This window comes from Flavobacterium ranwuense, assembly GCF_004349315.1.
GTDB lineage: Bacteria > Bacteroidota > Bacteroidia > Flavobacteriales > Flavobacteriaceae > Flavobacterium > Flavobacterium ranwuense.
On the sequence record NZ_SMLH01000006.1, the window covers coordinates 16924 to 43569 of the forward strand.

General features: G+C 34.9%; 15 protein-coding genes and 3 pseudogenes. 8 read left to right on the forward strand and 10 right to left on the reverse strand.

Annotated elements, in window-relative coordinates; translation table 11 throughout:
• Positions 1-10: 10 nt before the first annotated feature.
• Entirely contained in the window at positions 11-1426 is a 1416-nt protein-coding gene (locus tag E0I61_RS11130) for an MBL fold metallo-hydrolase (RefSeq protein WP_132071452.1), read from the reverse strand.
• 81 nt (positions 1427-1507) lie between these two features.
• Complete coding sequence (locus tag E0I61_RS11135; protein WP_132071454.1) at positions 1508-2296, reverse strand: sulfite exporter TauE/SafE family protein; 789 nt, start codon at positions 2294-2296, stop codon at positions 1508-1510.
• Between the two features lie 364 nt (positions 2297-2660).
• Between E0I61_RS11135 and E0I61_RS11140 the strand changes: the two genes are divergently transcribed.
• From E0I61_RS11140 to E0I61_RS11155, 4 genes are all read left to right on the forward strand, one after another.
• Positions 2661-2972, forward strand: coding sequence for a rhodanese-like domain-containing protein (locus E0I61_RS11140; RefSeq protein ID WP_132071456.1), 312 nt, complete (start codon positions 2661-2663; stop codon positions 2970-2972).
• 66 nt (positions 2973-3038) lie between these two features.
• A complete protein-coding gene (locus E0I61_RS11145) occupies positions 3039-4619 on the forward strand; it encodes an NADP-dependent glyceraldehyde-3-phosphate dehydrogenase (RefSeq protein WP_132071458.1) in 1581 nt (526 codons plus the stop codon).
• 225 nt (positions 4620-4844) lie between these two features.
• Positions 4845-5564 carry a hypothetical protein gene (locus E0I61_RS11150; RefSeq protein ID WP_132071460.1) on the forward strand — a complete coding sequence of 240 codons (720 nt, stop codon included), beginning with the start codon at positions 4845-4847 and terminating at the stop codon, positions 5562-5564.
• A gap of 373 nt (positions 5565-5937) precedes the next feature.
• The gene (locus E0I61_RS11155) at positions 5938-6405 is read left to right on the forward strand and encodes a hypothetical protein (protein ID WP_132071462.1); all 468 of its coding nucleotides are present in this window, start codon (positions 5938-5940) and stop codon (positions 6403-6405) included.
• Positions 6406-6575: 170 nt separating this feature from the next.
• Here the strand turns inward: E0I61_RS11155 and katG are convergent, their stop codons facing one another.
• Positions 6576-8825 carry a catalase/peroxidase HPI gene (katG, locus tag E0I61_RS11160; RefSeq protein ID WP_132071464.1) on the reverse strand — a complete coding sequence of 750 codons (2250 nt, stop codon included), beginning with the start codon at positions 8823-8825 and terminating at the stop codon, positions 6576-6578.
• 421 nt (positions 8826-9246) lie between these two features.
• Here katG and E0I61_RS11165 point away from each other — a divergent pair, with 421 nt between their 5' ends.
• Positions 9247-10590, forward strand: a complete 1344-nt coding sequence (locus E0I61_RS11165; RefSeq protein WP_165930214.1) for a S41 family peptidase — start codon at positions 9247-9249, stop codon at positions 10588-10590.
• 533 nt (positions 10591-11123) lie between these two features.
• Here E0I61_RS11165 and E0I61_RS11170 read toward each other — a convergent pair.
• From E0I61_RS11170 to E0I61_RS11190, 5 genes and pseudogenes are all read right to left on the reverse strand, one after another.
• On the reverse strand, positions 11124-11969 hold the full coding sequence (locus E0I61_RS11170; RefSeq protein ID WP_131996834.1) for an EamA family transporter: 846 nt from the start codon (positions 11967-11969) through the stop codon (positions 11124-11126).
• Positions 11970-12276: 307 nt separating this feature from the next.
• Positions 12277-14204, reverse strand: a pseudogene (locus tag E0I61_RS11175) (glucosamine-6-phosphate deaminase).
• Between the two features lie 35 nt (positions 14205-14239).
• A complete protein-coding gene (locus tag E0I61_RS11180) occupies positions 14240-15625 on the reverse strand; it encodes a sugar MFS transporter (protein WP_235832113.1) in 1386 nt (461 codons plus the stop codon).
• Between the two features lie 153 nt (positions 15626-15778).
• Entirely contained in the window at positions 15779-16654 is an 876-nt protein-coding gene (locus tag E0I61_RS11185; protein ID WP_132071468.1) for a sugar phosphate nucleotidyltransferase, read from the reverse strand.
• Positions 16655-16656: 2 nt separating this feature from the next.
• On the reverse strand, positions 16657-17757 hold the full coding sequence (locus E0I61_RS11190) for a mevalonate kinase family protein (protein WP_131996840.1): 1101 nt from the start codon (positions 17755-17757) through the stop codon (positions 16657-16659).
• Positions 17758-18068: 311 nt separating this feature from the next.
• On the opposite strand from E0I61_RS11190, the gene E0I61_RS11195 reads away from it, so the two are divergent.
• The gene (locus E0I61_RS11195; protein ID WP_131996843.1) at positions 18069-19109 is read left to right on the forward strand and encodes a LacI family DNA-binding transcriptional regulator; all 1041 of its coding nucleotides are present in this window, start codon (positions 18069-18071) and stop codon (positions 19107-19109) included.
• Between the two features lie 250 nt (positions 19110-19359).
• Here the strand turns inward: E0I61_RS11195 and E0I61_RS16485 are convergent.
• Positions 19360-19680, reverse strand: a pseudogene (locus E0I61_RS16485) (sugar-binding protein); the annotation flags it as partial.
• Between the two features lie 769 nt (positions 19681-20449).
• On the opposite strand from E0I61_RS16485, the gene E0I61_RS11205 reads away from it, so the two are divergent.
• A complete protein-coding gene (locus E0I61_RS11205) occupies positions 20450-23512 on the forward strand; it encodes a SusC/RagA family TonB-linked outer membrane protein (protein WP_132071470.1) in 3063 nt (1020 codons plus the stop codon).
• 11 nt (positions 23513-23523) lie between these two features.
• Positions 23524-25221: a RagB/SusD family nutrient uptake outer membrane protein gene (locus tag E0I61_RS11210; protein ID WP_132071472.1), complete on the forward strand. Its 1698-nt coding sequence runs from the start codon at positions 23524-23526 to the stop codon at positions 25219-25221.
• A 146-nt stretch (positions 25222-25367) separates the two neighbouring features.
• On the opposite strand, the pseudogene E0I61_RS11215 reads toward E0I61_RS11210, so the two are convergent.
• A pseudogene (locus E0I61_RS11215) lies at positions 25368-26542 on the reverse strand (IS3 family transposase).
• Positions 26543-26646: the final 104 nt, after the last annotated feature.

A 26646-nucleotide genomic window follows, 5' to 3' on the forward strand; every position in this document is an offset into this window, starting at 1 on the left:
GAAATTGCTTTTATTTCAATACTTTGCTTTGGCAAACGAAATCCGTTTTTGGAACATCCGTTTTTGAAATAGCATTAAAACCACCTTCAATTTCAGTGAAATTTCTAAAACCGCGTGCTTCTAATATCGAAGCCGCAATCATACTGCGGTATCCACCCGCACAATGCAAATAAAAATGTTCTTTTGGATTAATATCTTTGATCCATTCATTGATAACCGCTAATGGCTTGCTGTACGCTTCTTCAACATGTTCAGCGCAATATTCACTTTCTTTACGAATATCGATTACTTTGCTTTCGCCAATTTTTACTGCTGCAGCAAATTGGTCGGCAGTGATTCTATGTACGGTATCAATTTCTTTTCCAGCTTTTGCCCAAGCATCAAAACCACCATCAAGATGACCAATCAAGTTATCAAATCCCACACGGCTTAAACGCGTAACGGTTTCTTCCTCTTGTCCCAGTTCACAAACAATTAGGATGGGTTGTTTTACATCGGCAATTAAAGCACCTACCCAAGGAGCAAAATCACCATCTATTCCAATGTTTATGGATTGGGGAATAAATCCTTTGGCAAATTCTCCGTTTTTTCGGGTATCCAAAATTAAGGCTCCGGCTTCTTCAGCCGCCGCTTCAAATTCGACTACAGATAAAGCGCGCATTCCTAAGTGCAATACGTTTTCAAAGCTGTCATATCCTTTTTTATTCATTGCCACATTCATTCCAAAATAGGCGGGTGGTGGTAATAAACCTTCGGTTACTTCTTGTATAAATTCGGCTTCAGTCATATTCGCACGCAACGCATAATTCGTAGCTTTTTGGTAGCCAATGGTTGATACTGTTTCCTTACTCATATTTTTTCCACAGGCACTTCCTGCACCGTGAGCCGGATAAACAATGACATCATCTGCCAAAGTCATCACTTTATCTCTTAAAGAATGAAATAAGATACCCGCTAATTCCTCTTGTGTCATGTCTGCCGCTTTTTGGGCCAAATCCGGTCTTCCCACATCACCAATAAACAAAGTGTCTCCAGAGAAAATGGCATGGTCTTTTCCGTTTTCGTCAATCAATAAAAAAGTGGAGCTTTCCATGGTATGTCCCGGAGTGTGCAATACTTTTATTTTGATGTTTCCAATGGTGAATTCCTGTCCGTCTTTAGCAGAAATACATTCAAATTCACAGCTTGCATTTGGACCATAAACGATAGGAGCGCCCGTTTCTCTGCTCAAATCTACGTGACCGGATACAAAATCAGCATGAAAATGGGTTTCAAAAATATATTTCAATGTAACGCCGTCTCTCTCCAATCGGTCTAAATAGGGTTGGGTTTCACGTAACGGATCAATAATTGCCGCTTCGCCATTTGAAGTTATATAGTAAGCACCTTGGGCTAGACATCCCGTATATATTTGTTCTATTTGCATGATTGCATTTTTTTAATTTTATAGTACCAATGTACTTCTGTTTTTTTAGGATAAACAGTGACAATTGTTACATTCCATTTTTTAATTCAAGAAAAATTCTTTGATAATAATATAAATTCCCATTACTAATAGAAACCAACCAAAGATTGGTTTTAGTTTAGCCCCATCTATTTTTTTTGAAAGCTTGATGCCAATAATCATCCCTATAAAAGCCATACTCGAAATCATCAGTAAAAACGAATAGTCTATAGGTGTACCAATATATAAATCACCACCAAAACCAATACTAGAGTTTATAAAGATAATCAATAATGAGGTGCCAACGGCTTGTTTCATTGGTAAATTAGCAAAAAATAATAATGCAGGTATGATTAAAAACCCTCCTCCGGCACCTAAAAACCCAGTGACAATTCCAACTAAAAATCCAATTAGTCCAAGCTGTGTATAATTTGTTTTTGGTGGATTCGTTACCGTTTTTGTTTTGCGTATCATAGATATTGCGGCTGCTATCATGAGTACTGAAAAAACAATCATTATCAGGAAATTTTTAGATACTTGGTAGGAAGCAATAGAGAAAATTGTTGCCGCAATTTTTGGGAAAATGACTTCCCGAATGATCAGTATCGAAAAAACCGAAGGAATGGCAAAGTATAATGCTGATTTAATTTTAAGATTTCCCATTTTATAGTGACTGATACAGCCAAATAAAGCCGTAATTCCCACTATAAACAGAGAATAACTGGTAGCATTTTCTGGGTCTATTTTAAAGAGATAAACCAGAATAGGAATAGTAAGAATCGATCCACCGCCTCCAATTAATCCTAATGAAAGTCCAATAATAATTGAAGCAAAATAACCTAAATATTCCATTTTAATTTTTTTTGAAGCACCATTTCTGTAATTAATTTATTAGGTAATGAATAAAAAAATTTCTTTATGGGATCGAGCATTTTAGTCTTTTTTCTATAGTTTGGATGGTAAAAGTAGTCTAAAAAACTCAAAAAAGTGGGGATGATTTTTGGACTAAAAAAAAATACAAGTACTTGATTGATTGAATATTGTTTACTTATTTCCTATGGATTTAATAGACTTATTTCATAAAAATAAGCACTAATTTTATAGTTTATTGATAGTTAATGTTTTGCGAAAACGTTTTCTTATGAATATTATCCAATTAACAATTCAGGCGTTTATTGTTAGCTAAAATCTTTGTATTTTTACAAAAAACATCACTATGAATTTAACACAAGAAGATTGGGTTTCTCAATTTGAAACTGACGAAAACGCAGTAATTTTAGACGTGAGAACCGAAACCGAATTTAACGAAGGGATTATAGCCAATGCCATTAATATTGACATTCACTTGGGACAAGGTTTTATAACTGAAATTGAAGCGTTAGACAAAACAAAAAACTATTATGTGTATTGCCGTTCCGGAATGCGAAGTGCAAAAGCCTGCGAAATAATGAATGAGCTGGGTTTTGAAAATGCGTATAACTTAGTTGGAGGCATTATGGATTGGGATGGAGAAGTAGTTGAACCATAATAAACAAAGAGGCTTATGCCTCTTTGTTTATTTAAAATTTAAATTAAAAACATAATATACTTTAGTATGAATGTAATACCAGAAGAATTTAAGATTACAACATTATTGAATCAAGATACGTATTTAGTTGACGGAGAGTTAAAAAAATGGACGGGTCAGACCACGCCTGTTTTTTCAACGATTTCATCCACTGAAGAATACGGTCCCACTATTTTAGGTTCAATCCCGTTTATGGGAGAAGCCGAAGCGCTGGAAGCGGTAAATGCGGCTAGCGCGGCCTATAATAACGGTCAAGGATTATGGCCAACCATGAAAGTGGCGGATCGCATAAAATGCATGGAAAATTTCGTTACTCAAATGAAAACAACCCGTAAAGAAGTTGTTAAATTATTGATGTGGGAAATTGGAAAATCATTGGGTGATTCTGAAAAAGAATTTGACAGAACCGTAGAATATATCTATGATACTATCGACAGCTTAAAAGAATTAAACAGTCGTAGTGCTCATTTTTCTAAAGTACAAGGGATAAATGCCATGGTTCGTAGAGGACCGCTTGGCGTTGTTCTATGTCTTGGGCCTTATAATTATCCGTTGAATGAGACTTTTTCGTTGCTGATTCCTGCATTGATTATGGGGAATCCGGTAATTTTTAAACCGGCAAAACATGGTGTTTTATTGATTTCACCTTTATTGGAAGCTTTCAGAAACAGTTTTCCAAAAGGAGCTATCAATATTGTGTACGGTCGCGGACGTGAAGTGGCTTCACCAATAATGAAATCCGGAAAAGTAGATATTTTGGCTTTGATAGGAAACAGTAAATCAGCGATTGCTTTACAAGACCAACATCCTAACAAAAACAGATTGCGTTTGATATTAGGTTTGGAGGCAAAAAATCCTGCGATAATCCTTCCGGATGCCGATTTAGATTTGGCTATCCAAGAATGCATTGCGGGCTCTTTATCGTTCAATGGACAGCGTTGTACGGCTTTGAAAGTCTTGTATGTGCATGAGTCTATTGCAGATGAGTTCAACAAACGTTTTGCTGCCAAAGTTGACGCATTGGTTTTTGGTAATCCGTGGGATGCCTCCGTGTTACTGACGCCTTTACCAGAAAAAGAAAAACCGGCTTATATTCAGGAATTGATTGATGATGCTACCAGTAAAGGTGCAGCGATAATCAATGAAAAAGGAGGGAAGCATTCGTCTAATTATATTTTTCCCGCAGTTTTATTTCCTATAAACAAAGAAATGCGTGTGTATCACGAAGAACAATTTGGTCCGGTTGTGCCTATTATTTCTTTCAAAGACATTCAAGAGCCTTTGAACGATATGGCGGAATCAAATTACGGGCAACAAGTGAGTTTGTTTGGAAAAGACATCAAAACCATTGCGCCGCTTATTGATGCTTTGGTGAATTTAGTGTGTAGAGTAAACTTGAATAGTTCTTGCCAAAGAGGACCGGATGTTTTCCCTTTTACAGGACGAAAAGATTCAGCAGTAGGAACATTGAGTATTCACGATGCCTTGCGCTCGTTCTCGATTAGAACTTTTGTAGCGTCTAAAGACAATGATTATAACAATGCTATTTTGCAGAAATTATTGAGCAGTAAAGAATCTAATTTTATTAATACCGATTTTATTTTGTAATCTTTTTTGATTGAAAAATTTAAGCCGTCTCGTTTTTGCGAGTCGGCTTTTTTTATGGAATTATGGCATGGAATAAACTCTATTTTATGGAGAAATTAAAAATATAAAAGGACTGTCAACACGTATTCTGATATTTGTTTTTAAAGATTAATTGGTTTGTAATAATCTGATTATCAGTATTTATTATTATATTTACGTAATAAAAATAACTTAAAAAATAATAATATGAAAAACATTAAATTTTTTTTGAAACCAGTTTTGATATTAGTTTTTACCGTTGCCTTTTTATCTTGTAAAAACAATAAAACGGAGAAAACAGAACCTGAAGAAGTTATGCCTATAGATACTGCTACCGCTGTTGCTGTATTTGAACCTTTTAAAGTAATTGGAATAAAGCACAAAATAGCGGATTATGAAAAATGGAGAAAGGAATATGATGCGCATGATTCTATGCGAATGGTGTATGGAATCTCACATTATATGGTAGGAAGAGGAATTGACGATGCGAATATGATTATGATAATAGATAAAATTAATGATGTCCAAAAAGCAAAAGAATTTAGTGTACTTTCCGATCTGAAAGAGACGATGAAAAAAGCCGGGGTTACCGGTAAACCTGAATTTACGTATTATGAGGTAATACGAAATGACGACACACCGATTAATCAGAAAGACCGATTGATGGTGACGCATCGTGTAAAAGATTTTGATGCCTGGCTCAAAGTATACGATGCCGAAGGAACTGCCAAAAGAATGGAAGAAGGATTTATAGACAGAGGAATGGCCAGAAGTATAGACGATCCAAATATGGTGACGCTGGTATTTGCCATTACGGATATGAAAAAAGCAAAAGAAAACATCACCTCCGAAGCAAAGAAAAAACTGATGATGGATGCCGGTGTTGAAGGCGCTCCACAAATGTTCTTTTATAAGATAACGGATTAATTTATACCTTTTAACCCTATAAAAAAAGCCGTCTCGAAAATGAGACGGCTTTTTTTATAGGGTTTAGTTTGGTGATGAGATTTTTATTCTCAAAAAATTATGTAATGTGTCTAGTCTTTTTAAATATTATAAAATTTTCATTGCTTTACGGGAAACCGTAAAGCAATGAAAATGAAACCATTTAGATTTGTTGATATAGATTAATTATGGTTGATTATCTATACATTAGCAGAAGTCATTTAATGGCACGAAGCCATTCAAATTGGAGGGATTAGTGCCACTTTATGGCTGGTATATTAAGTTATACAAAAAAGATGAGCATGAAGAGAAAAACTAGTGTAAAAATTAACATCAATTTTAACGTAACACAATTATGAAGAAAATTAAAAGTGAATCTAATATTATTCATTTTAGCGTTGGAGCAGGAATGTTTCTTTGGCTGGCAATTATAAGTTTTTTGCATACATTTCTTTTTATAATTTCAAAATATATATTAATCATAGTTTCTGTTGATTCATTGGTGATTTTTTGGATAAATGAGATACTCTATTTGATTTTATTTGCTTTAGTAACTTGGAAAATTTTCAACTGGATTAAAAATAGTAATATTGATAACGCAACGGCAAGACAGATTTTAAAAACATCTATTATCTCTTTAGTAGTAATTCAATTTTTTCAATTAGTAATATCGTATTATCTATTTGATATTTTAGTAGAAAAATATGCAATACAATTAGATAATTATCATGAAGCAACAAGGTCGGGGCACTTACAAATAGTTCAGTCTGCGAGGGAATTTCTTCTTTATATTGTTTTGGGAGTATTAATTTATAGAAAATAACTATAAAAATAACGGTTTCCCAAAAAGTGCGGAATCATCAAGAAAAGTAATCGTAGTAACTAGAAAAACCTAGCAACTTATAAAGTTTGATTAATCTGCAAATCAAACTATAAACCAAAAAAGATGATCCGTTGCCAGACCACCTTTTTAAACAAATTATAAAATCTAAATTAAACCAAGTCGAAGCGGTCCAGGTTCATCACTTTAGTCCAAGCTGCAATAAAGTCTTTTACAAACTTTTCCTGAGCGTCTGCACAACCATAAACTTCGGCAAGGGCTCTTAACTCTGAGTTCGAACCAAAAATAAGATCGACACGAGTTCCAATCCACTTCAATCCGCCTGCCATACGATCACTTCCTACAAAGGCATCATCAGATTCTGAAACTGCTTTCCATGTTGTACCTAAATCAAGTAGATTCACAAAGAAATCATTGGTAAGCGCCTCTGTACGTTTTGTAAAAACACCGTTTTGCGACTGATCAAAGTTGGTGTTCAATACACGCATACCACCGACAAGAACTGTCATTTCCGGCGTTGACAAAGTTAATAATTGTGCTTTGTCAACCAACATTTCTTCTGCTGAAATAGTATATTTTGTCTTAACATAATTACGGAATCCATCTGCTTGAGGCTCAAGAACTGCGAATGATTCTACATCTGTTTGCTCTTGTGAAGCATCCATACGTCCCGGCGTGAAAGGTACTGATACATAATGTCCTGCAGTTGTAGCTGCTTTTTCAATACCTGCACTACCACCTAAAACGATCAAGTCAGCAATTGAAACTTGTTTACCACCAGACTGAGCACTGTTGAATTCATTTTTGATATTCTCAAGTTTGTTAAGTACTTTCTCAAGTTGAGACGGATTATTCACTTTCCAATCCTTCTGTGGTGCAAGACGAATTCGACCACCGTTTGCACCACCACGTTTGTCAGAGCCACGGAAAGTAGATGCTGATGCCCAAGCTGTAGATACTAATTCTGGAACAGACAATCCTGAAGCAAGAATCTTTGCTTTAAGTGTAGCAATATCTTGGTCATCAATTAATGGATGCGTAACAGCAGGAACTGGGTCTTGCCAAATTAGTTCTTCAGCAGGAACTTCTGGTCCTAAATAGCGCGCTTTTGGCCCCATATCTCTGTGTGTAAGCTTGAACCATGCTCTAGCAAAGGCATCATTGAATTCTGCTGGATTTTCAAAAAAGTGTCTTGAAATTTTCTCGTATATTGGGTCGACTCTTAATGACAAGTCAGTAGTCAGCATAAAAGGTTGGTGGCTTTTTGAAGGGTCGTGTGCATCTGGCACAGTACCGGCACCTGCATCACCTTTCGGTTTCCATTGATGTGCTCCAGCCGGGCTTTTGGTCAATTCCCATTCAAACCCGAATAGGTTTTCAAAGAAATTATTGCTCCATTTTGTTGGCGTTGTGGTCCAAGCACCTTCAAGACCGCTGGTAATTGTATCACCTGCATTTCCAGTACCATAGGTGTTTTTCCAACCTATGCCTTGCTCTTCAATAGATGCTCCTGCTGGTTCTGAACCGACGTATTTATTTGGATCAGCAGCACCATGGGTTTTCCCTAATGTATGTCCACCAGCAATAAGCGCAACAGTTTCTTCGTCATTCATCGCCATACGGGCAAAGGTTTCACGAATATCACGGGCTGCTAATAGCGGATCAGGATTACCGTCAGGACCTTCGGGGTTTACATAAATAAGCCCCATTTGTACTGCAGCTAAAGGATTTTCTAAATCACGATCACCTGAGTAGCGGCTATTTGGAGTGTTACTAAGGGCTAACCATTCTTTTTCAGAGCCCCAATAAATATCTTCTTGTGGTTCCCAAACATCGGCACGTCCACCAGCGAAACCAAAGGTTTCAAAACCTGCCGACTCGAGGGCGCAGTTACCCGTTAGAATCATTAAATCGGCCCAAGAAATTTTCTTACCATATTTTTGTTTGATAGGCCATAATAACAAACGAGCCTTGTCCAGATTCGCATTATCTGGCCAGCTGTTCAGTGGCGCAAAACGCTGCGTTCCGAAACCTGCACCACCACGACCATCTGCAATACGATACGTACCTGCACTGTGCCAAGCCATACGAATGAAGAACCCTGCGTAGCTACCGTAATCAGCAGGCCACCAGTCTTGAGATGTGGTAATGACATCCATGACGTCTTTTTTCAAGGCTTCAAAGTCTAGAGACTTGAATTCTTCAGCGTAGTTAAAAGTTTCTCCCATCGGATCGGAAAGAGAGGAGTTTTGGCGCAGAATGGTCAATTTTAATTGATTTGGCCACCAGTCGCGGTTACTAGTCCCGACACCCGCGCTTTGCTTTGGAGCAACTCCACCGGAAAAAGGGCATTTGCTTTCTTCGTTGACGTTGTAGGATGTTGGGTTTGTGTTATTTTCCATAGTATAATTGATTTTTTATTTACTTAAAAGCGAATTTACCAAAAACTATCCCTGTTAAAATTAATTTTTAATAGATAAAAACTATAGTAGTTGCTGTGCATAGGTATGTGCTAAATTTACTAAAAATGTTTAATTAGATAAGTATCAGTTTATCTGGATATTATCTAGCCAGTATTGAGTTCATAAATTCGAGAGAATCGTATTCCTGTTTTTTGTTGTTTCTGATTTAGGTATAAATTTATGAAATGTAAACTTAAGGCGGTTATTAAAGATTTGAGAATTATTTTAATGAAATATTGGTCTTGTATTTGGAAGTTTAATGATAACTAAAAAATAAATAGTAATTTAGTCGTAAACCTCGAATAGCATCGGGACATTAGCAGTAATGACCGGAGGCATTCCTTTAGATAAAAAGAATTCTATGAAAAACAGCAACCGTTTAACAGTATTAGTTATGCTGACAGGTTTCTTTATATCCTGTCAGGCACAAAAAAATAGAAAACAAGCAGGCACAGAACAAAATCCCGAGCAAAAATTGAACTCAAAAGAAATCAAACTACTCATCGACAGCCTGAGCAATGCTTTGGACAGGTTATATATTTATCCTGATAAAGCGATTCTAATGTCAAAGAGTATAAAACAGAAATTAAAGAACGGTGATTATAATAAAATAGGTTCGCGACAGGAAGTTGGTTTTCAATTGCACAATGATCTTCAGCAAGCTCACAGAGACGGGCATCTTGGACTCAGATACAATCCCCAACTGGCGGCCTACCTTAGTAAGCCGATGTCCGATGATGAGAAACTACAGCAACGTGTACAGGATTTAAACGCTGCACGTGAAAGTAATTTTGCCTTTAAAAAAACAGAGCTATTGTTTGGCAACATAGGATACATAAGATGGGATGAATTCGTGGGGTGTGTAGAAGAGGCTCAGCCCACTTTAAATGCCGCATTTCAATTCGTGAGCAACTGCAAAGCATTGATCATTGATATGCGTTATAACGGAGGGGGATCACCGGAAATGGTGCTTCGAACCCAAAATTATTTTTTCAATCAAAAAACACATATGAATGATATTATTAACCGTTCAAACGATACACTCAAGAGGTATACTGATCCTGCAAAAACGGATTTCAAGCTAAATATGCCTGTTTATATTTTAACCAGCCGACTTACTTTTTCAGGAGCTGAAGATTTCACTTATGGTTTGAAACATGCCAAACGTGCTACCATTGTAGGCGAAACTACCGGCGGAGGAGCGCATCCAACCGGTTCCTATGATATGGGTCAGGGTTTTGTAGCAAATATTCCTATTGCCCGCGCTCCTGTTGAAGCAGATTGGGAGGGAATAGGTGTGTTGCCCGATGTTTCTATACCTTCAGAACAGGCTTTTACAAAAGCAAGGATTTTGATCTCCACAGAACTCTTATCGAGAGCAAAAGACGAAAGAGAAAAAAATATGTTTCAATGGAATTTGAACAATATAAGATCTGAAACGACAAAAATGCCAGATTCTGTAGTTTTAAATTCCTATACAGGCGTGTATGAAGGTGGCTTAGATTTTCATATAAAAGACAATCAATTATTCTGCATGAATGCCGAAAGAGGAAATGTATTATTTGAGCTTAGATACATTGATAGCAATTTATTTGTGCTCGATGAAAATGTTCAGGTGCAGTTTGAAAAAGATGCTACAGGTACTTATACCCATTTGAAAATGCTGTGGAAAAACGGGGCTGTTACAGAAAAGCTCAAGATGTAAACAGATTAGCCATTGCATACTGCTGACAAGGACTATGCGCCATTTGTTGCTTTTTTCAATTCTAGAACTTCTTTATCTTAAAAATATTACGTAATTTTAGAGTACTAAAAATACGAAACCAAAAGTCAGCAGGAACAATTTATCACTATTGGCTTTAAAAATAATTGAATCATCAAAAAGAAAATCAAAATAGCAAAGGAAAACATTCACGAAAGGCTGCATCGGGAACCCTTTATCACACATCCTCGATTGAAGTTTATTCCTAATATTGTGCTCAATTTGATTAGCTGTATCGTCACACTTGTTGTGGTGGGTACATTGTTGTATTTACTGCTGAATTATTTGATAATGAAATTTTACCACTTGGATTAGTAAAAAACAACTCACATTTATATTGATTGCGTACATTTTAACAGGGTATTTTTTGTAAAGAGAGTGGGGCCAATACTATAAATAGAATCCTATTTATGCTAAAACTAATTTAGACAAATTGATTTCAGTATGTAATGAACAATATGAAAATATTAATGCTGTTATTTTTTTGAAGTAATTGTTGATCCTGCAGAAGCTATTACCACAAAAACAACAGCCAAAATTTCATTAAAAGTAAGGTATTCATGTAAAAATATAAAAGCACAAATTGATGCAGCAGCAGGTTCTAAACTCATTAAAATACTGAATGTACGTGCAGGAAGTTGTCCTAAGGCTTTCATTTCTAATGTGAAAGGAATCGCGCTGGATAATAGAGCGAGCGCTACACCTAAGCCTAAAAGTTGAGGTGTAAGGTTACTTAACCCATTTCCTAGAATTCCAAAAGGGACAATTAGTATAGAAGCAAAGAGCATTCCTATGGTAACAGCATCTCCACCTTTCATTATTTTTGAAATTTTTCCTCCTAATACAATATAAGCCGCCCAAAGGGCACCAGCCAAAAGAGCAAAAAGTACCCCCAGAATATCTAATCCATTATTTGACCATGGAGCAATCAAAACAATCCCAGCTGCTGCAAGAAGTACCCAGAAAAAATCAATCCTGCGGTTTGAACCAAAAACAGCTACTAATAACGGACCTATGAATTCCAGCGTGACAGCAAGTCCAATTGGGATTCTCTCAATTGAAAGATAAAAAATCAAATTCATTGCACCCAAGGACAAACCGTAAGGAATTACCAATTTCCATTGGTCTGCAGTTATCTTTTTTAGGTTTGGCCTGTAAACTGCCAATAATATCAATGCTGAGATACCAATTCTCAGAGATGCAGTTCCGGCAGCACCAATAGCAGGAAAAAGACCTTTCGCTATAGCTGCTCCAGATTGTACGCTTATTATTGCTAAAAGTACGGCGGGTAAGGGGGGAATGTCGATTAGTTTATGTTTCATATGGAGATTCGGATATGGGTTGCAAAACTACAAAATTTATAATTTAAAAAGATGCCAGATCCTTTAATCTACCAATTGTAAATGATATTGATTTTTAGTTTTTAGCCCAACTTACTGAGATAGAATCATTATAATCCGATAATTATAGAATTTACTTTTTAATGTAATTATAGAATGTCGATAAGCATGGAATAATTATTATAAATTAATTATGACATTCGAAATAATCATAAAAAAAATCCATTTTACTAATTGTAAAATGGATTCCTATAATTGTGAAGTAAAAAGGATTACAGCCGGACGGCTACTAATATTCCCATCTGACAAAAACCTCCATTGCGGCATAATTAGACAATCCTAATTGTACATATAGTTCTGGTGTTTCTGTATTTCTATTTTCAGCTCTCTGCCAGAATTCTCTAGTATCAGATCCTTGGAATACCATACCGTCTTTCTGGATTGGTATTTAAAGATTCCATGTATTTTGGCTAATACCTGATCAGGACTCATTGGTACAGCCATTTCTACTTCATCAATACTCCATTCCTGCCAAGCGCCTCTATATAACCAAACCCAGCAATCCTTCATGGAATCTTGTGGTTTCAATCGTTTCACCGCTTCAAAAATAGCATCCAAACATACTTTGTGTGTTCCGTGTGGATCTGCTAAATCTCCCGCACCATATATTTGGTGTGGTTTTATTTTTTCAATAAGATCCATTGTCAACTGAATATCTTCTGCACCCAAAGGGTTTTTCTCGATAGCACCCGTTTCGTAGAAATGAAGTTCCATAAAATGAATTTGCTCATCTGGCAAACCAACGAAATGACTCGTGGCACGCGCTTCCCCTTTTCGGATTAATCCTTTAGTATATCTAACTTCCGGAATATCTATTTCGTTATTCTTTTTGTTTTTAAGAAATTCTATCGATTTTTTATAAATATTTTCAGCTTCTAAGCTTTTTATTCCAAATTTCTCGTTGTAATCAATTACAAATCTGGCAAATCGTAACGCCACATCATCAGCAACCGCAATATTTCCCGAAGTTTGGTAAGCCACATGCACCTCATGTCCTTGTTGTTGCAATCTCATAAAAGTACCACCCGTACTGACGATATCATCATCCGGACGTGGACTAAAAATCAACACTCTTTTTCTTGCGGGCTCCGCTCTTTCGGGTCTATTTACGTCATCAGCATTCGGTTTTCCTTCAGGCCATGCTGTGATTGTATTCTGTAATTTATTAAATATTTTGATATTGATATCGTAGGCAGGACCTGAATCAGCTAACAAATCGCTCATTCCGTTCTCAATAGAATCAGCATCGGTAAGCCTTAAAATAGGTTTCTTCAAATCCAGTGCCAATCCCAATACTGCTTTTCTGGTTAATCTGTCTGTTCAAACAATTTTCTCAACTAACCCAAGGGCTGTTGATTCTTGTCCGTTTTGAAGACGCTTCTTTGTCTAAAACAAAAACCGCATTGTTGTGCTCTTGCAAAAATGAAGCAGGAATTAGATTGTTACTTCGCCTTCGACAGACTTTTTAATAATATTCGATTTTCCTTCACCCCAAGCCATCAAAATAACTTGTTTGGCTTCCATTATTTTTTAAACTCCCAGCGTGATTGCTGTTCTTGGCGTATTGCTTAATCCTGAAAAATATTTGCTTGCCGAAACTCTGGTAATATGATCTAATGCTACCAATCTTGTTTTGGAATTCTGCAAAGAACTGGACTCCTTAAACCTGATATGACCGTTTGCTCCAATTCCAAGAATCTGCAAATCAATTCCACCTAAAGCTTCTATTTTAGTTTCATAATTAGCACAATAATCGGCAATTTCTTCTTTAGATAAAGTTCCATCTGGAATATGATAATTGGCTGGTAAAATATTTACTTGATCCAACAGCAATTCTTTTATAAACCGCACGTAGCTATTTATGGAATCCGGTTCCATTGGATAATATTCGTCTAAGTTGAATGTAATTGCATTTTTAAAACTTAGTCCTTCTTCTTTGTGCAAACGAACTAATTCAGCATACAATTCTTTTAGCGAAGAACCTGTTGCTAAACCCAATATACAGGATTCGTTGTTTTCTTGTTTTGATTTGATAAGTGTTGCGACTTGTTGTGCAAGAGCTTTAGAGGCGCTAGTTGAATTTTAAAAAACTACTGTGTTAATGTCTTCGAATCTTTTTCCGAAACCTGTTGTTTTATCAATACTACTTTTTAACATTTTCAGTTTTTTTTTAATTTATTATCGTATCAACATTATTTTTGTGACCAACTTCTGTATTTATGCCCTTTAAATGCATAAAACAGGATCATAAAGTAAGTAGGTAATAATATCAAATATGCAATTTGATTCCCACTTTTAGCAGTCTCAGCTATACCTTCGGCTTCGTTGGCTATATTAATTGTATCTGCCCAAGAACCATACATTAATGGAAAAATAGCACCTCCTATAATCCCCATAATTAATATGGCACCCGCTATTTTTGTATAGCCACCAAGGTCTTGAAGCGCCATTGGCCATATTGCCGGCCAGCAAAGGGCATTAGCAAGTCCTATTAGAGCCACCAAAATAATTACAAGGGGTAAATTAGGAATTCCTCCGGGTAATTGAATCATAATGGCTGGAGAAATCGTAACAATCAATAACACTAAAATAATCCCTAAAAAGCCTGAAGCTTTCAAAGCAGTAACTTGTGAAACATACTTAGGGATTAAGGTAATTCCCAAAATGTAACCAATTACCATAGCTACCATTGTAAACGAAGTAAGTTTTAGATAAAAATCTCCGTTATCTCCATAAACGCCTAGTTTTTTTCCAAAACCACCTATAGAGTCGCCTGCAATTACTTCGCCAGCTACATATAGCATTAGTGTAATGAAACCAAAAACCAGTTGCGGATATTGGAACGCATTTTTAATTTGTTGAAAAACACTTAAATGTTCCACTTGTCCGTCTTCGTCTAAATCGATTTCCGGTAATGGGGAGAATTTTATCAATACTGCCAAAATCAAGATAATGATTCCAATATAGACGTAAGGAGTTTGCAATTGTAAAGCAAGTGCATCAAGTGCTTTTTCTTTTGCACCAGCATCAAGAAGTGCAATTTTTTCAGCAGTATAGTCTTTCATATTTGAAAGTACCAAAGCAGTTAAGGCAATAGGGGCAATAAATCCAGCGAATTTATTTGCTAAACCCAATACACTAATTCTTGCAGCTGCGCTTTCTCGGGGGCCAATCACAACTACATATGGATTTGCAGCTGTTTGCAATATAGCTAAGCCTGTACCCATCACAAATAATGCGATTAAAAATAACATAAATGTACGTGCTTCGGCAGCTGGATAAAACGTAAAGGCTCCAATTGCGATTACCACTAATCCTAGTGATAAACCATTTTTGTACCCAACCTTTTCTATTAACCAAGAAGATGGTATTGCCATTACAAAATAAGCAATATAAAAAGCAAAAGCCACAAAATAAGATTGAGACTCTGTTAATTCACAGGCAGTTTTAAAAAATGGAATTAACGGCCCATTTAGCCAAGTTACAAATCCGAAAATAAAAAATAATGCGGTTAAAATAACCATTGGAATTAAGGCGCTTCCTTGATTCTTATTTATGGTACTTTCGATTTTTGACATGTTATTTGTTTTTTAGTAATAGTTAAATTTTGCTTGCAACTTTATTTAGTGTGAGTACTTCTACAATCTAGTTTGGTTTAATTACTAGAAAAAAAGTTGAGAAGTACTTTTACTGATTTTTACATTTTATTTTTTAAGATTGATTTTAGATTATTATGCATTCCAATCCAATTGTGGATAGTGTTTTTTCAAATATTCTTTAACTTCTGCAATATCTTCTTTTGCCGTTAAGTCAGGAACATGTTCTGAAAAAGGAATTCCCAAAGCAGTATTTCCATTCTTTTTTAACGAGTTTAAAAGTACCGTAGGCAACTCTTTTTCATCTCTTTCTGGATTAACAGGACAATTTTTAAGGTAAGGATATAAAATTGCGCCATCAAATTTAAAAGCATTCATACTTACTCTTAATATTCCTTCAGCATCTTTATAGCTGTCTAAAACATCAGCCGTTGGCTTTTCAAGAATATCCAAAAGACAATTGTTTTCGTCCAATTTAGCAATAGCAAAACGAGAAATTCGCTCTAAAGGAAACTCTAATGCATCCCGATTATAGCTTATAAAAGCATTTGGACTTGCTGTTTCTCTAAGCGCATATAAAGCCTTTGCTGAATATAAATTATCACTATTGCAAACGGAATAATACAGCGTATTCAATTCTGGATATTGCTCCACAGCCTGAAATAATGCATCGGCAGTACCAAATGGCTTAACTCTTCCTTCTGGAATATATTGAACTGCAAAAGAAATATTTAAACCATGAAAATCATTGTTCTTATCATCGCTTCCGTAAAATTCTTTAAATAAATCTCCCTGTTCCCCAATAATGATGTATATGTTTTTATACCCTGCTTTTTTAGCATTTAATAAAAGGTAATCTAATAAAGGCCTTCCGTTTGGACCAACACCAATTAATCCTTTACTTCTTTCATTGGCTTGCGCAATTTCTTCTTCGCTTAAATTATCTAATGAAACTTGTTTTTTCATTCTGGAAGAAGCACCACCAGCTAAAATAATTAGATTGTCATGCATAATTAATTCTTTAAAATTTTAATGTTTTCTAATATTCTCACTCCAGGATCAACGGTTACAGTATACGCTTCTACTGCACCTGCTGCCAGTATTGCTGCTACTACAGGAGCTTCATTTCCCGGTTCAGCCATTACTACAATGCTGCCGCCGCCGCCTGAACCAACTATTTTAGCACCATAGGCACCAGCTTTTAATGCGGCATTAATCATAGCATCAATTTTAGGTACCGTTATTTTTAATAAATCTCTTAAAACAGCGTGATGTTGATTCATTAAAGCACCAATCTTTTTTAAATCTGGAGTTGGTTTTTCAAATTCTTTTAAAGCCTTTTTCGTATAATGGTAATTTTTGATGGCGGCTTCAAAATAAGGAATCAATCGGTCCGGTAAATAATTATGATATGTATCTAAATCTTCTATTTCTGACGTATTTAAATCAAAATCTTTAAAATTTTGTTTTATCATATCAATTGCTATCAAGGCATTTCCTTTTAATTCTCCAATCAAACCAATTGTTTCTTTGGGTACTCCGGAAACGCCGGTAATTAGCCCTTTTAATTCGGTACCAATAATGGTATATGAAAATGGATCTTTGGTATTGATGTGAACAATATTACCCACTCCTATACTGTAATGATCCATCATTCCGCCTGGCTCTCCATGCTCTAAAACTTCGGAAGCATATCCCATTTTTGCTATGAATTCAGGTGTAACTTCCTCATCGACTCCAAAAGCGGTAATCAAAAAATTAATCCAAGCCAATAGTAAAGCCGATGAACTTGAGGTTCCTGAATTGATAGGAATATCTCCTTTTATGGTAATATCGTATCCTACATTTGGAATGCATCCATGTCTTCTCAAAACTCTTAAGGAAGACGCAAAATAATCACGAGGTGCTAATTCCGAAAATGTGGCGTGGATATCAATGACCCTGACTTCATTAATATCTTCCATATTTAATCTAAAAACTTCAGTGTCATTTTGCACTGCAGTTAATTTTATGTTTCTATTAATCGCACATGCAATTACCGGTAAACCTAAATAATCTTGATGATCTCCAAAGAGACACGTTCGTCCCGGTGCTAATGATGTAATTTCTTTCACTTCCTATAGGTGTTAAAGCATTGTAATACTGATGGTTATTATATTTTTTGTTTGTACTTCTAACGGTTTTCTTAGTTTTGACTTTACGAAACTATAGATTAAATTTTAATAAACCAAGTAAAAAATAAAAAATGTGCTCGAACACATATTAAAAATATTATCGAGCACATTTTTAAATTAAATATAAAAGGCATTATTAAAAATAGAATAGTGGTTCAAAATAAAAGGATGTCATTCATCAACTCAATTCTATTTTGTTAATTAAGTCTTACAAAATGAAATAAACCAAAGTTTTTATATATTTGCCCATTATGGATAAAAAATATACAATAAAAGATATTGCTAAATTAGCTGGCGTTTCAAAAGGTACTGTTGACAGAGTCTTGCATAAAAGAGGAAAAGTGTCACCATTAGCTCTGGAAAAAGTAAACGAAGTTTTAAAAGTAATAGACTACGAACCAAATCTTATTGCCAGAAATTTAAAAAACAATAAAATTTATCGTATTTGTATTGTGCTTCCCGATCCTAAAATTGATCCATACTGGTTACCGTGTCTAAATGGTATTGATGATGCCAGACAAGAGTTTAAAGCCTATAATTTAGTTATAGAGACTTTTTATTTTAATCCGGAAAAAAAGAAATCTTTTTTAAAAACCAATGAAACCGTACTAGGATTATCTCCTGATGCCGTTTTATTAGCGCCTTTATTTCATAAGGAGACTGTAGATGTTATCGAAGAATACCATTCATTAAACATCATTGTGAATACTTTCAATAACCAAGTTGAATCCAGTTTTGTACAATGTTTTGTAGGTCAGGATTTGTTTAGAAGCGGTCGAATTGCAGCAAAATTATTGGATTCGATTACTGATAAAGGTCAAATTGCTATTGTTCATATAGATGAAACCTACAAAAATGCAATTCACATGCAGGAAAAGGAGAGAGGTTTTAGAAATTATTTTGAAGAAAAAGAAAATTCAGAATATACTATCACAACTTTAAAATTAAAAAATCCAAATGTTGAAATTAGTTTCAATAATTTTCTGAATGAAAATCCAGATGTGTCAGGAATATTTATTACTACCTCTAAAGCGTATCAAATTGCTAAAATAATTAGTGCGTTTAAACATAAAAAAATTAGAGTTGTTGGATATGATTTGGTTGATGAAAATGTTTCTTATTTGAATCAAGGAGTCATAGATTTTATGATTCATCAAAATCAGAAAAGACAAGCGTATCTGGGAATAACCTCTTTAGTGGAATATTTCCTTTTTCATAAAGAAATTCCGGAAATGATTCTTTTACCTATTGACATTGTAAATGCTGAAAATGCGGAGTATTATATTGAATAGCGCCATTCTATTCTTTTAAAACAAAAACCCCGAAGGAAGAAGCAATATGAAAATTAGGTATTTCAGTATTCGGGTTTACCTAAGTTATCCAGTTAGGTTCAAAACATCTATTTTGTCTCTTTGTATATTTTGCTCTAAAAACACCGGTTTCTATTTGTATTGTTTTGAATTAGATTAAAACTTTTTAAAGATTCAACGCTAATAGATCCTTCAACTGTGAATGAATTAGTATTTACAGTTGATTTAACTACTAAATCATTCTTGGGCTAATCCAATTAAAATCAAAGTTCTTATTGGGATGCGCCATAAAATCCATTATTCGACCAGAAGTATCTATCTCTAAATAATAATACGGATTCAGCGAATTATCAGGTCTAAAAAAGAGTTCGACTCTATCGGAGTTTCCAATACTTTCAATACTGTCATTCTGTTTTTCTATGTGGATTTCGGTGTCCAAAACAGTAAAATTAAAAAACAACTTTTCTCGATACCAAAGTGCTTTAAATGTAATTTCTGATCCTTTTTCAGTACTCCAAGGGGAATAAAAATCAGTCAAAATCATAGCAGTATCCCATAATTTATCATCTTCATTTCAAGAGATATTCAATTGTTTTTTCTCGATTAAATTCACTTCGTATTCTTTTATTTCTGGAGCCATTTTATGTCGTATTTAATAGTTGTATAAAACTGTATTTGAGCAAATTTTTCGAAATATTGTTAAAAGAAATTTCAATGAGAAATTCTTCTCTTTTTCTAGTTTAATTGAAACTCTTAAAAGTATCCATTTAGCGTTAAATTCTAGTCTAAATAGATAAAAAAAAATGGCTTTAATGTGTTTCGAATAAGACACAGAACTGTTGAATTTGTAAAAAAAAGACTTAAAAATTTCGAATTCTATATTTTTTAATCAATACTATCCCTTGGCTAAATAAATAAAGCAAAATTTAGGAGGTTTCTATTATTGAAAAACTAAAATTTTAGTACTAAAAAAACGTTTTGTATAATATTTATGTGTTCGAGAACATAAATATCGTGTGTTCGAACACATTTTTTATGTTTTTCCTTGTTTAATAAAAATATAATCTATAGTTTCGTCACATATTAAAAAATAACACCTCTTTTATTAGATCAAAATTTAATGCTTTAAAGATTAAATAAGAGGATAAAAAAAGTATAAATCCAGAAATGTGAATTGAAAAATCAGGGGATGATTTGAATAAAAAACAGATCGATTAAGAAATTACAAATCAGTTTTTTCAGAATCAATTTTTCTCAACCCAAAAGGATACATACAAAACAAACATCAAACAATTAATTATTAACCAAAATCATTTAAGAGTATGAAATTATTAACCCAAAAAAAACCAAGGGATTTAGGGATAAACAATCTGTCCCACAAAGAAATAAAACTAACAATTCTTTCTTTGTTAGCTTTAACTTTTCAAGTTTCCACTGCTTCGACTATAAAAACGGTTACATTATACGATACTAATGTATCACTAGTTCAGAAAATTGTAAAAGGTAAAGTGACTGATGAGAGTGGTGCACCTCTGCCTGGAGCTAATGTACTTATCAAAGGGACTACAGTAGGAGTTCAGACAGATGCTGATGGTAATTTTTCTATTGAAGTATTGGGAAATAGCAACACTTTAGTTGTTTCGTTCATTGGAATGGAAGAACAAGAGGTTGTCATTGGCGTTGGACCGTTAAAAATTATTTTAAAAGAAACAGGTCAAAAATTAAATGAAGTAGTTATTGTAGGGTATAGTACGATTAAAAAAGAAAGTCTTACGGGCTCATTGCAAACGGTTACTAATAAGAAGCTTACAGATGCAACAACTCCTTCTGTCGAAAATTTATTGGCAGGTAAAGCTACGGGGGTTCAAGTAACTTCAGGATCTGGTCAGCCAGGATCTTCAGGAAAAATAATCATTCGAGGAAAAACTACTGTAAACGGGAGTACCGATCCTTTATGGGTAGTTGACGGAGTTATTATAGGAAGCAGCGCCGGAAATATTAATCCTACCGATATTGAAAGTCTGACGGTGCTTAAAGATGCAGCTTCTACTGCTGTGTATGGTTCGCAAGGAGCAAACGGTGTTATCGTTGTTACAACAAAAAGCGGGAAATCTGGAAAAACAACTATTAGTTTTTCTACAAAAATGGCTGCTACGACTTTGAATACAGGTAATTTTGATATTATGAACGGTGCTGAATTGTATGATTTATACGATTCATTTTCGAATAAACAAGATTTTTCAACTGCTTGGTGGTGGAATCCGGAATTAAGAAACAAAAACTTTGACTGGTGGGACAATGCCACAACAACAGGTTTAGCAACAGATCATAACCTAGCAATAAGTGGAGGTACTGAAAATTTTAAAAGCTACGTTTCTTTGGGGGTGTATGATGAAACTGCTGCTATAAAAGGATATGATTTTAACCGATACAATCTACTCTTAAAATTCAGCTATAAAGTAAATAATTGGTTGACAATAAAACCTCAAATCAATGCTTCACGGAGAGATGTGTTAAATAAGCAACATTCTGTAGGGGCAATGTATGGCAATATGCCTTGGGACAATCCGTATTTAGCAGATGGTACTTTGGTAGGAAATCAACCAAATCCAACTTGGGTAAACACAACTGGATCTAACTATTTGTATGATTTACAATGGAATTACGGCGAATCGCAATCTTACGATGTTAGAAGTAATTTTGACTTTGATATAAAACTTACGGATTGGTTAACATTTGCTTCTGTAAATAACTATATCTTTTCACATTCTAATTCTATGTACTATTCAGACCCACGTTCTTCCAGCGGATTAGCCGTAAAAGGTAGAATTGAAGACTACATGAGTTCTTATAATAGAGCGTATACCAACCAACTGTTCAAATTCAATAAGTCATACGGAAAGCATGATTTTAATGCTATCGCAGGTTATGAATGGAATGAATTCAACTCTAAAAACACAGAAGGAATTGCTACAGGATTTGCGCCAGGATTTATAGTGGGTGATGTAGCTTCAATTCCTGAAAAAGTGAAAGGAAGCAGAGCACAATGGGCCGTACAATCATTATTGTCGAATGTTAATTATACGTATGATAATAAGTACTTAGCACAAGTTTCTTTAAGACGTGATGGGGCTTCAAATTTTGGAGTTAATTCACAATATGGAAATTTCTTCTCTGTAAGTGGTGGATGGAATATTCATAAAGAGGACTTTTTTAAAGCAGATTATATTACAAATTTAAAACTTAGAGCGAGTTACGGATCTGTTGGAAATAGACCAAACAGCCTTTATCCACATTATGCATTGTATTCTTTAACGACAGGGTACAATGAAAATCCAGGGGCTATTATCTCTCAAATCGCGAATCCTGATTTAAGTTGGGAAAAAACGTATACAACCGGAGTTGGTTTAGATATTTCGTTTTTAAGAAGATTCAACCTTACTTTAGACTATTATGATAAGGATACCTCAGGTTTATTGTACCAAGTTCCTTTACCTGGAGTAATTGGAGTTACCAGTATTTGGAAAAACGTAGGAGCTGTAAGAAACAAAGGTTTCGAAGCGGCACTTAATGTTGAAATTATTAAAAATGAAGATTGGCAATGGTCTGTTGATGCTAATATTGGCGTGAATAGAAACAAAGTTACGAGTCTTTATGGTGAAAGAAAACAAATCATTGTTGGAGATGGGTCTGGTATTGCCGGTTCAGCCTCTAAACTATTGACTCCAGGAAAAGATGTAGATACGTGGTACCTTACGGAATGGGCTGGTGTAGATCCAGAGACCGGAAAACCACAGTGGTTTGAAACCAATGCAGCAGGAGAACGCGTTAAAACCTTCAGTTATAGTGCTGCTTCAAAAACACCGATTGCTATGGGAGCATATACTCCTTCTTTCTTTGGTGGGTTTTCAACGAATTTGAACTATAAGAATTTTGATCTTGCTGCCATGTTCTCTTATTCAGTAGGAGGTGAAATTTATAATTATGCCAGAGCAGAATTTGATTCAGATGGAGCATATACGGATCGTAACCAAATGAATCTGCACAGCGGATGGAGTCGTTGGGAAAAACCGGGAGATATTGCTACGCATCCTCAAGCGAGTTATAACAATAAAAGTAACTCAAACAAAGTATCGTCTCGTTTCTTAGAAACTGGAACGTATCTAAAAATGAGAAGCCTTTCTTTAGGATACAACCTAAATGTTGAGCGGTTGAACATTTCTAATCTTAGACTATTTGTAGCCGCAGAAAACGTATTTACCATTTCTCATTTCTCTGGAGTTGATCCTGAGATACCACCTAGTAATGGTCAAATCACAGGAGTTGCAACATCAGTATATCCACAGACACGCAAATTTGTATTAGGACTTAATCTTACTCTTTAAAAAAAAAAATCATGAAAAAGATATTTATATTATTTATTACAATGAGTTTCTTATCCTCTTGTGAGCTAGAGAGAGAACCGTTTAATGCTTACACCGAGGACAAAATCCTTGCAGATAAGGAAGCAGCTGTCGAAGTGCTTTTGAATGGGTGTTATGCACAACTTAAAGGTTGGTCAGATGTTATGCACAGAGTAGGGGAATATCCCGGGGATAATATTATGATACGAGGAACTTCTACGGATGCGTTCTATTCCTTTATTTCGTACCAACACATACCGGATAACGGAAGATTATCTGTTTTTTGGAACAACAGTTATAAAATTATTTCACAATCAAGTGACTTAATAAAAATTATTTCGGAAGGAGAAAATGCGCAAATTGACCAGCAATTGGGAGAAGCCTATTATTTAAGAGGAATGATTTATTTTTATTTATCTCGTACGTACGGTAGACCCTATGCACAATCACCTGAATCTAATTTGGGAGTGCCAATTGTAAATGGAATGCCTGCTGATATAGATAATTTACATCTTCCAGACAGATCCACAATTAAAGATAGTTACCAACAAGCTATAAATGATTTGAAAAAAGCAGAAACGCTAATGACAGTAAAACGTAGTGCAACTTACGCAACCAGAGAGGCAGCGCAAGCGATGCTATCAAGGGTTTATTTGTATATGAGCGGAACGTACCAAAGTCCAAATCAAGAATATGCTACTCTTTCTATAGATTATGCTAATAAAGTAATTGCGAGCGGTAATTACAATTTGCTAAGCAGAGCTGATTTTATGAAATACAACACCTTTGCTCCTGATGCAGCCGGACAAACCGAAACCATCTTTGCAGTAAAACGTGTGGCTTCAGAGTTCTCTGGTTTTGATCATTATTACGGGATTGGTGGTATGTATGCCAATATTCAAGGACAAGGTTGGGGCGAAATGTATGCCAGTGCCAAATATTTAGATTTACTGCGCAAGGCAGGTAAGAAAAATGATGCTCGTTGGGCATTTATTGAGCCTCAATATGTGACTGATGCAGCCAAAAATAAAACAGAAGCATTCCGTTTTATCCATGATTCGTTCAATACTGGCGGAACACAAACGGGGTATAACTACTTGCAGCAACCGCTTAAACGCAATACTGACGGTACATTTTACATAGATATTGCAAATGTTAAATACAATCTGACAGAAGTTAATGCTGCTGAGAATAGTTATTCAATTGTCTATAAAGGGAAAACGTATATAGGTGAAAAAGATTATATGATGTTGTTAAACCGCGTATATCCAATGTACTATGTCACTAAATGCTCTTTACAGGATAATGATTCTCATCTGCATTCTCCTACCATTTCAAGATTAGCAGAAATGTATTTGAATATGGCAGAAGCGTATGCTAAAAAAGGAGATTACACAAATGCTCGCATCAATCTGAATATAGTAAGAGAAAGATCAATTCCTAGTGCTGGATATACTTCATTAACTAGTGCCAATGCGATCCAACTTATAGATGAAGAGCGTCAATTAGAATTAGCTTTTGAAGCGCATAGAGGGTATGATGTATATAGAAACGGACAAACAATGAGCCGTCGTTATCCTGGACCACATCCTGCGATGGAAGATGTTCCTGCAACAAGCCCTCGTGTGGTACAATACATTCCTCAATCAGAAATAAATGCATACCCGGGAACTTTAACTCAGAACCAATAATAACGCGTTAGCTAATAATCCCCAAAGACTCTCTTTAGAATTCCTCTTAAATAGTAATTTAAGAGGATTCTTTGGAAGTCATCAAGTAAAAAATCACATAACATTGCTGATGCCGTTGGATATGCAAACAAAAAGTAGAGAAAAAGTTAAGCTACATTTTTGTAATTAGTTAATTTATTAAATTCTTCAATAGTTTTATAGTTCAAAGCGGAGTGCCTTCTTTTTTTATTATACCAAATTTCGATGTATTCAAAAATTTCAAGTTCCATCTGCTCTTTAGAAATTAGTTTATTTCCATAAATTAATTCTGTTTTTAATGATTTGAAAAAACTTTCAGCAACAGCATTATCCCCGCAGTCTCCTTTAGGGCTCATACTTCTTGTGACAGTTTTATAAGAGTCGAGCATATTAGTAAAGTTTTTATTGGCGTATTGTATGCCACTGTCGGAATGGAATATCAATTCATCTGTGATTTTTCGATTTTTAACCGCCATTTTCCAAGCTGATAATGTAGTTTGTTTAGTACTCAATCCATTGCTTAGACTCCAGCCAATTATTTTTCTGTCGAACAAATCCAAAATAATTGTCAGATATAAAAATCCATCCTTTGTTTGAATATAAGTGATATCTGAAACCCAAGCCTTAGAAGGCTTTTCACTGTAAACTCTCTTTTTAAAATATTTGGAACAATAAAATGATTATGTTTTGAATTGGTTGTTACTTTAAATTTACTACTCAATTTACTGTACAACCCCAATTGTTTCATGTATTTAGCTACTGTTATTCTGGATATTTGATATCCTATATTTTGCAGCTCTAAAGTAATTCTGGGGCTTCCATACCGCTGTTTAGCATTAAAATATATACAAGTTATTGCCTCTTTTATTAAAACCACTCGTTTTTGTCTTTCTGAAACAACCTGTTTTTTCCATTTATAGTAACTGCTATTGCTTACTGCTAAAACTTTGCACATCTTTTCAATCGAATATATTTTTTCATGGTCTTTTATGAAAAGATAAATCATCGACCTCCCTTGGAAAAGATGCTTATTGCCTTTTTTAAGATATCACGTTCTAATTCTGCTTCTTTTAATTTTTTTTTCGAGTTCATGAATTTTTTCTTGTTCAGGACTTAATTTTAAATTGCCTTTTCCAGGAAAACTTCCTGTTCCAAATTCTTGATAATCTTGTCTTCATTTATATAGCAATGCAGATGATACTCCAAGTTCTTTTGCTAGTTGTGAGATATTGTCTCTTTCATAACTTAATTGGACTGCTTTCTCTTTGAAAATGCGGTCGTAAGTTTTACGATTTTCTTTCATGGTCTAAAGTTAAGGTTTTGTTCTTAACTGGAACTCCACGCTTAGTTAGCACATCCATATCTGGGAATAACATCTTTAGTGGAACATTTTCTCTTTCATAAAGA

Excerpts from the sequence above, each read along its gene's own strand:
- E0I61_RS11210 (WP_132071472.1), top strand. The coding sequence starts at position 23,524 with ATGAAAAAGATATTTATATTATTTATTACAATGAGTTTCTTATCCTCT.
- katG (WP_132071464.1), bottom strand. The coding sequence starts at position 8,825 with ATGGAAAATAACACAAACCCAACATCCTACAACGTCAACGAAGAAAGC.
- E0I61_RS11150 (WP_132071460.1), top strand. The coding sequence starts at position 4,845 with ATGAAAAACATTAAATTTTTTTTGAAACCAGTTTTGATATTAGTTTTT.
- E0I61_RS11165 (WP_165930214.1), top strand. The coding sequence starts at position 9,247 with ATGAAAAACAGCAACCGTTTAACAGTATTAGTTATGCTGACAGGTTTC.
- E0I61_RS11155 (WP_132071462.1), top strand. The coding sequence starts at position 5,938 with ATGAAGAAAATTAAAAGTGAATCTAATATTATTCATTTTAGCGTTGGA.
- E0I61_RS11135 (WP_132071454.1), bottom strand. The coding sequence starts at position 2,296 with ATGGAATATTTAGGTTATTTTGCTTCAATTATTATTGGACTTTCATTA.
- E0I61_RS11205 (WP_132071470.1), top strand. The coding sequence starts at position 20,450 with ATGAAATTATTAACCCAAAAAAAACCAAGGGATTTAGGGATAAACAAT.
- E0I61_RS11180 (WP_235832113.1), bottom strand. The coding sequence starts at position 15,625 with ATGTCAAAAATCGAAAGTACCATAAATAAGAATCAAGGAAGCGCCTTA.
- E0I61_RS11145 (WP_132071458.1), top strand. The coding sequence starts at position 3,039 with ATGAATGTAATACCAGAAGAATTTAAGATTACAACATTATTGAATCAA.
- E0I61_RS11130 (WP_132071452.1), bottom strand. The coding sequence starts at position 1,426 with ATGCAAATAGAACAAATATATACGGGATGTCTAGCCCAAGGTGCTTAC.
- E0I61_RS11140 (WP_132071456.1), top strand. The coding sequence starts at position 2,661 with ATGAATTTAACACAAGAAGATTGGGTTTCTCAATTTGAAACTGACGAA.
- E0I61_RS11195 (WP_131996843.1), top strand. The coding sequence starts at position 18,069 with ATGGATAAAAAATATACAATAAAAGATATTGCTAAATTAGCTGGCGTT.
- E0I61_RS11185 (WP_132071468.1), bottom strand. The coding sequence starts at position 16,654 with ATGCATGACAATCTAATTATTTTAGCTGGTGGTGCTTCTTCCAGAATG.
- E0I61_RS11170 (WP_131996834.1), bottom strand. The coding sequence starts at position 11,969 with ATGAAACATAAACTAATCGACATTCCCCCCTTACCCGCCGTACTTTTA.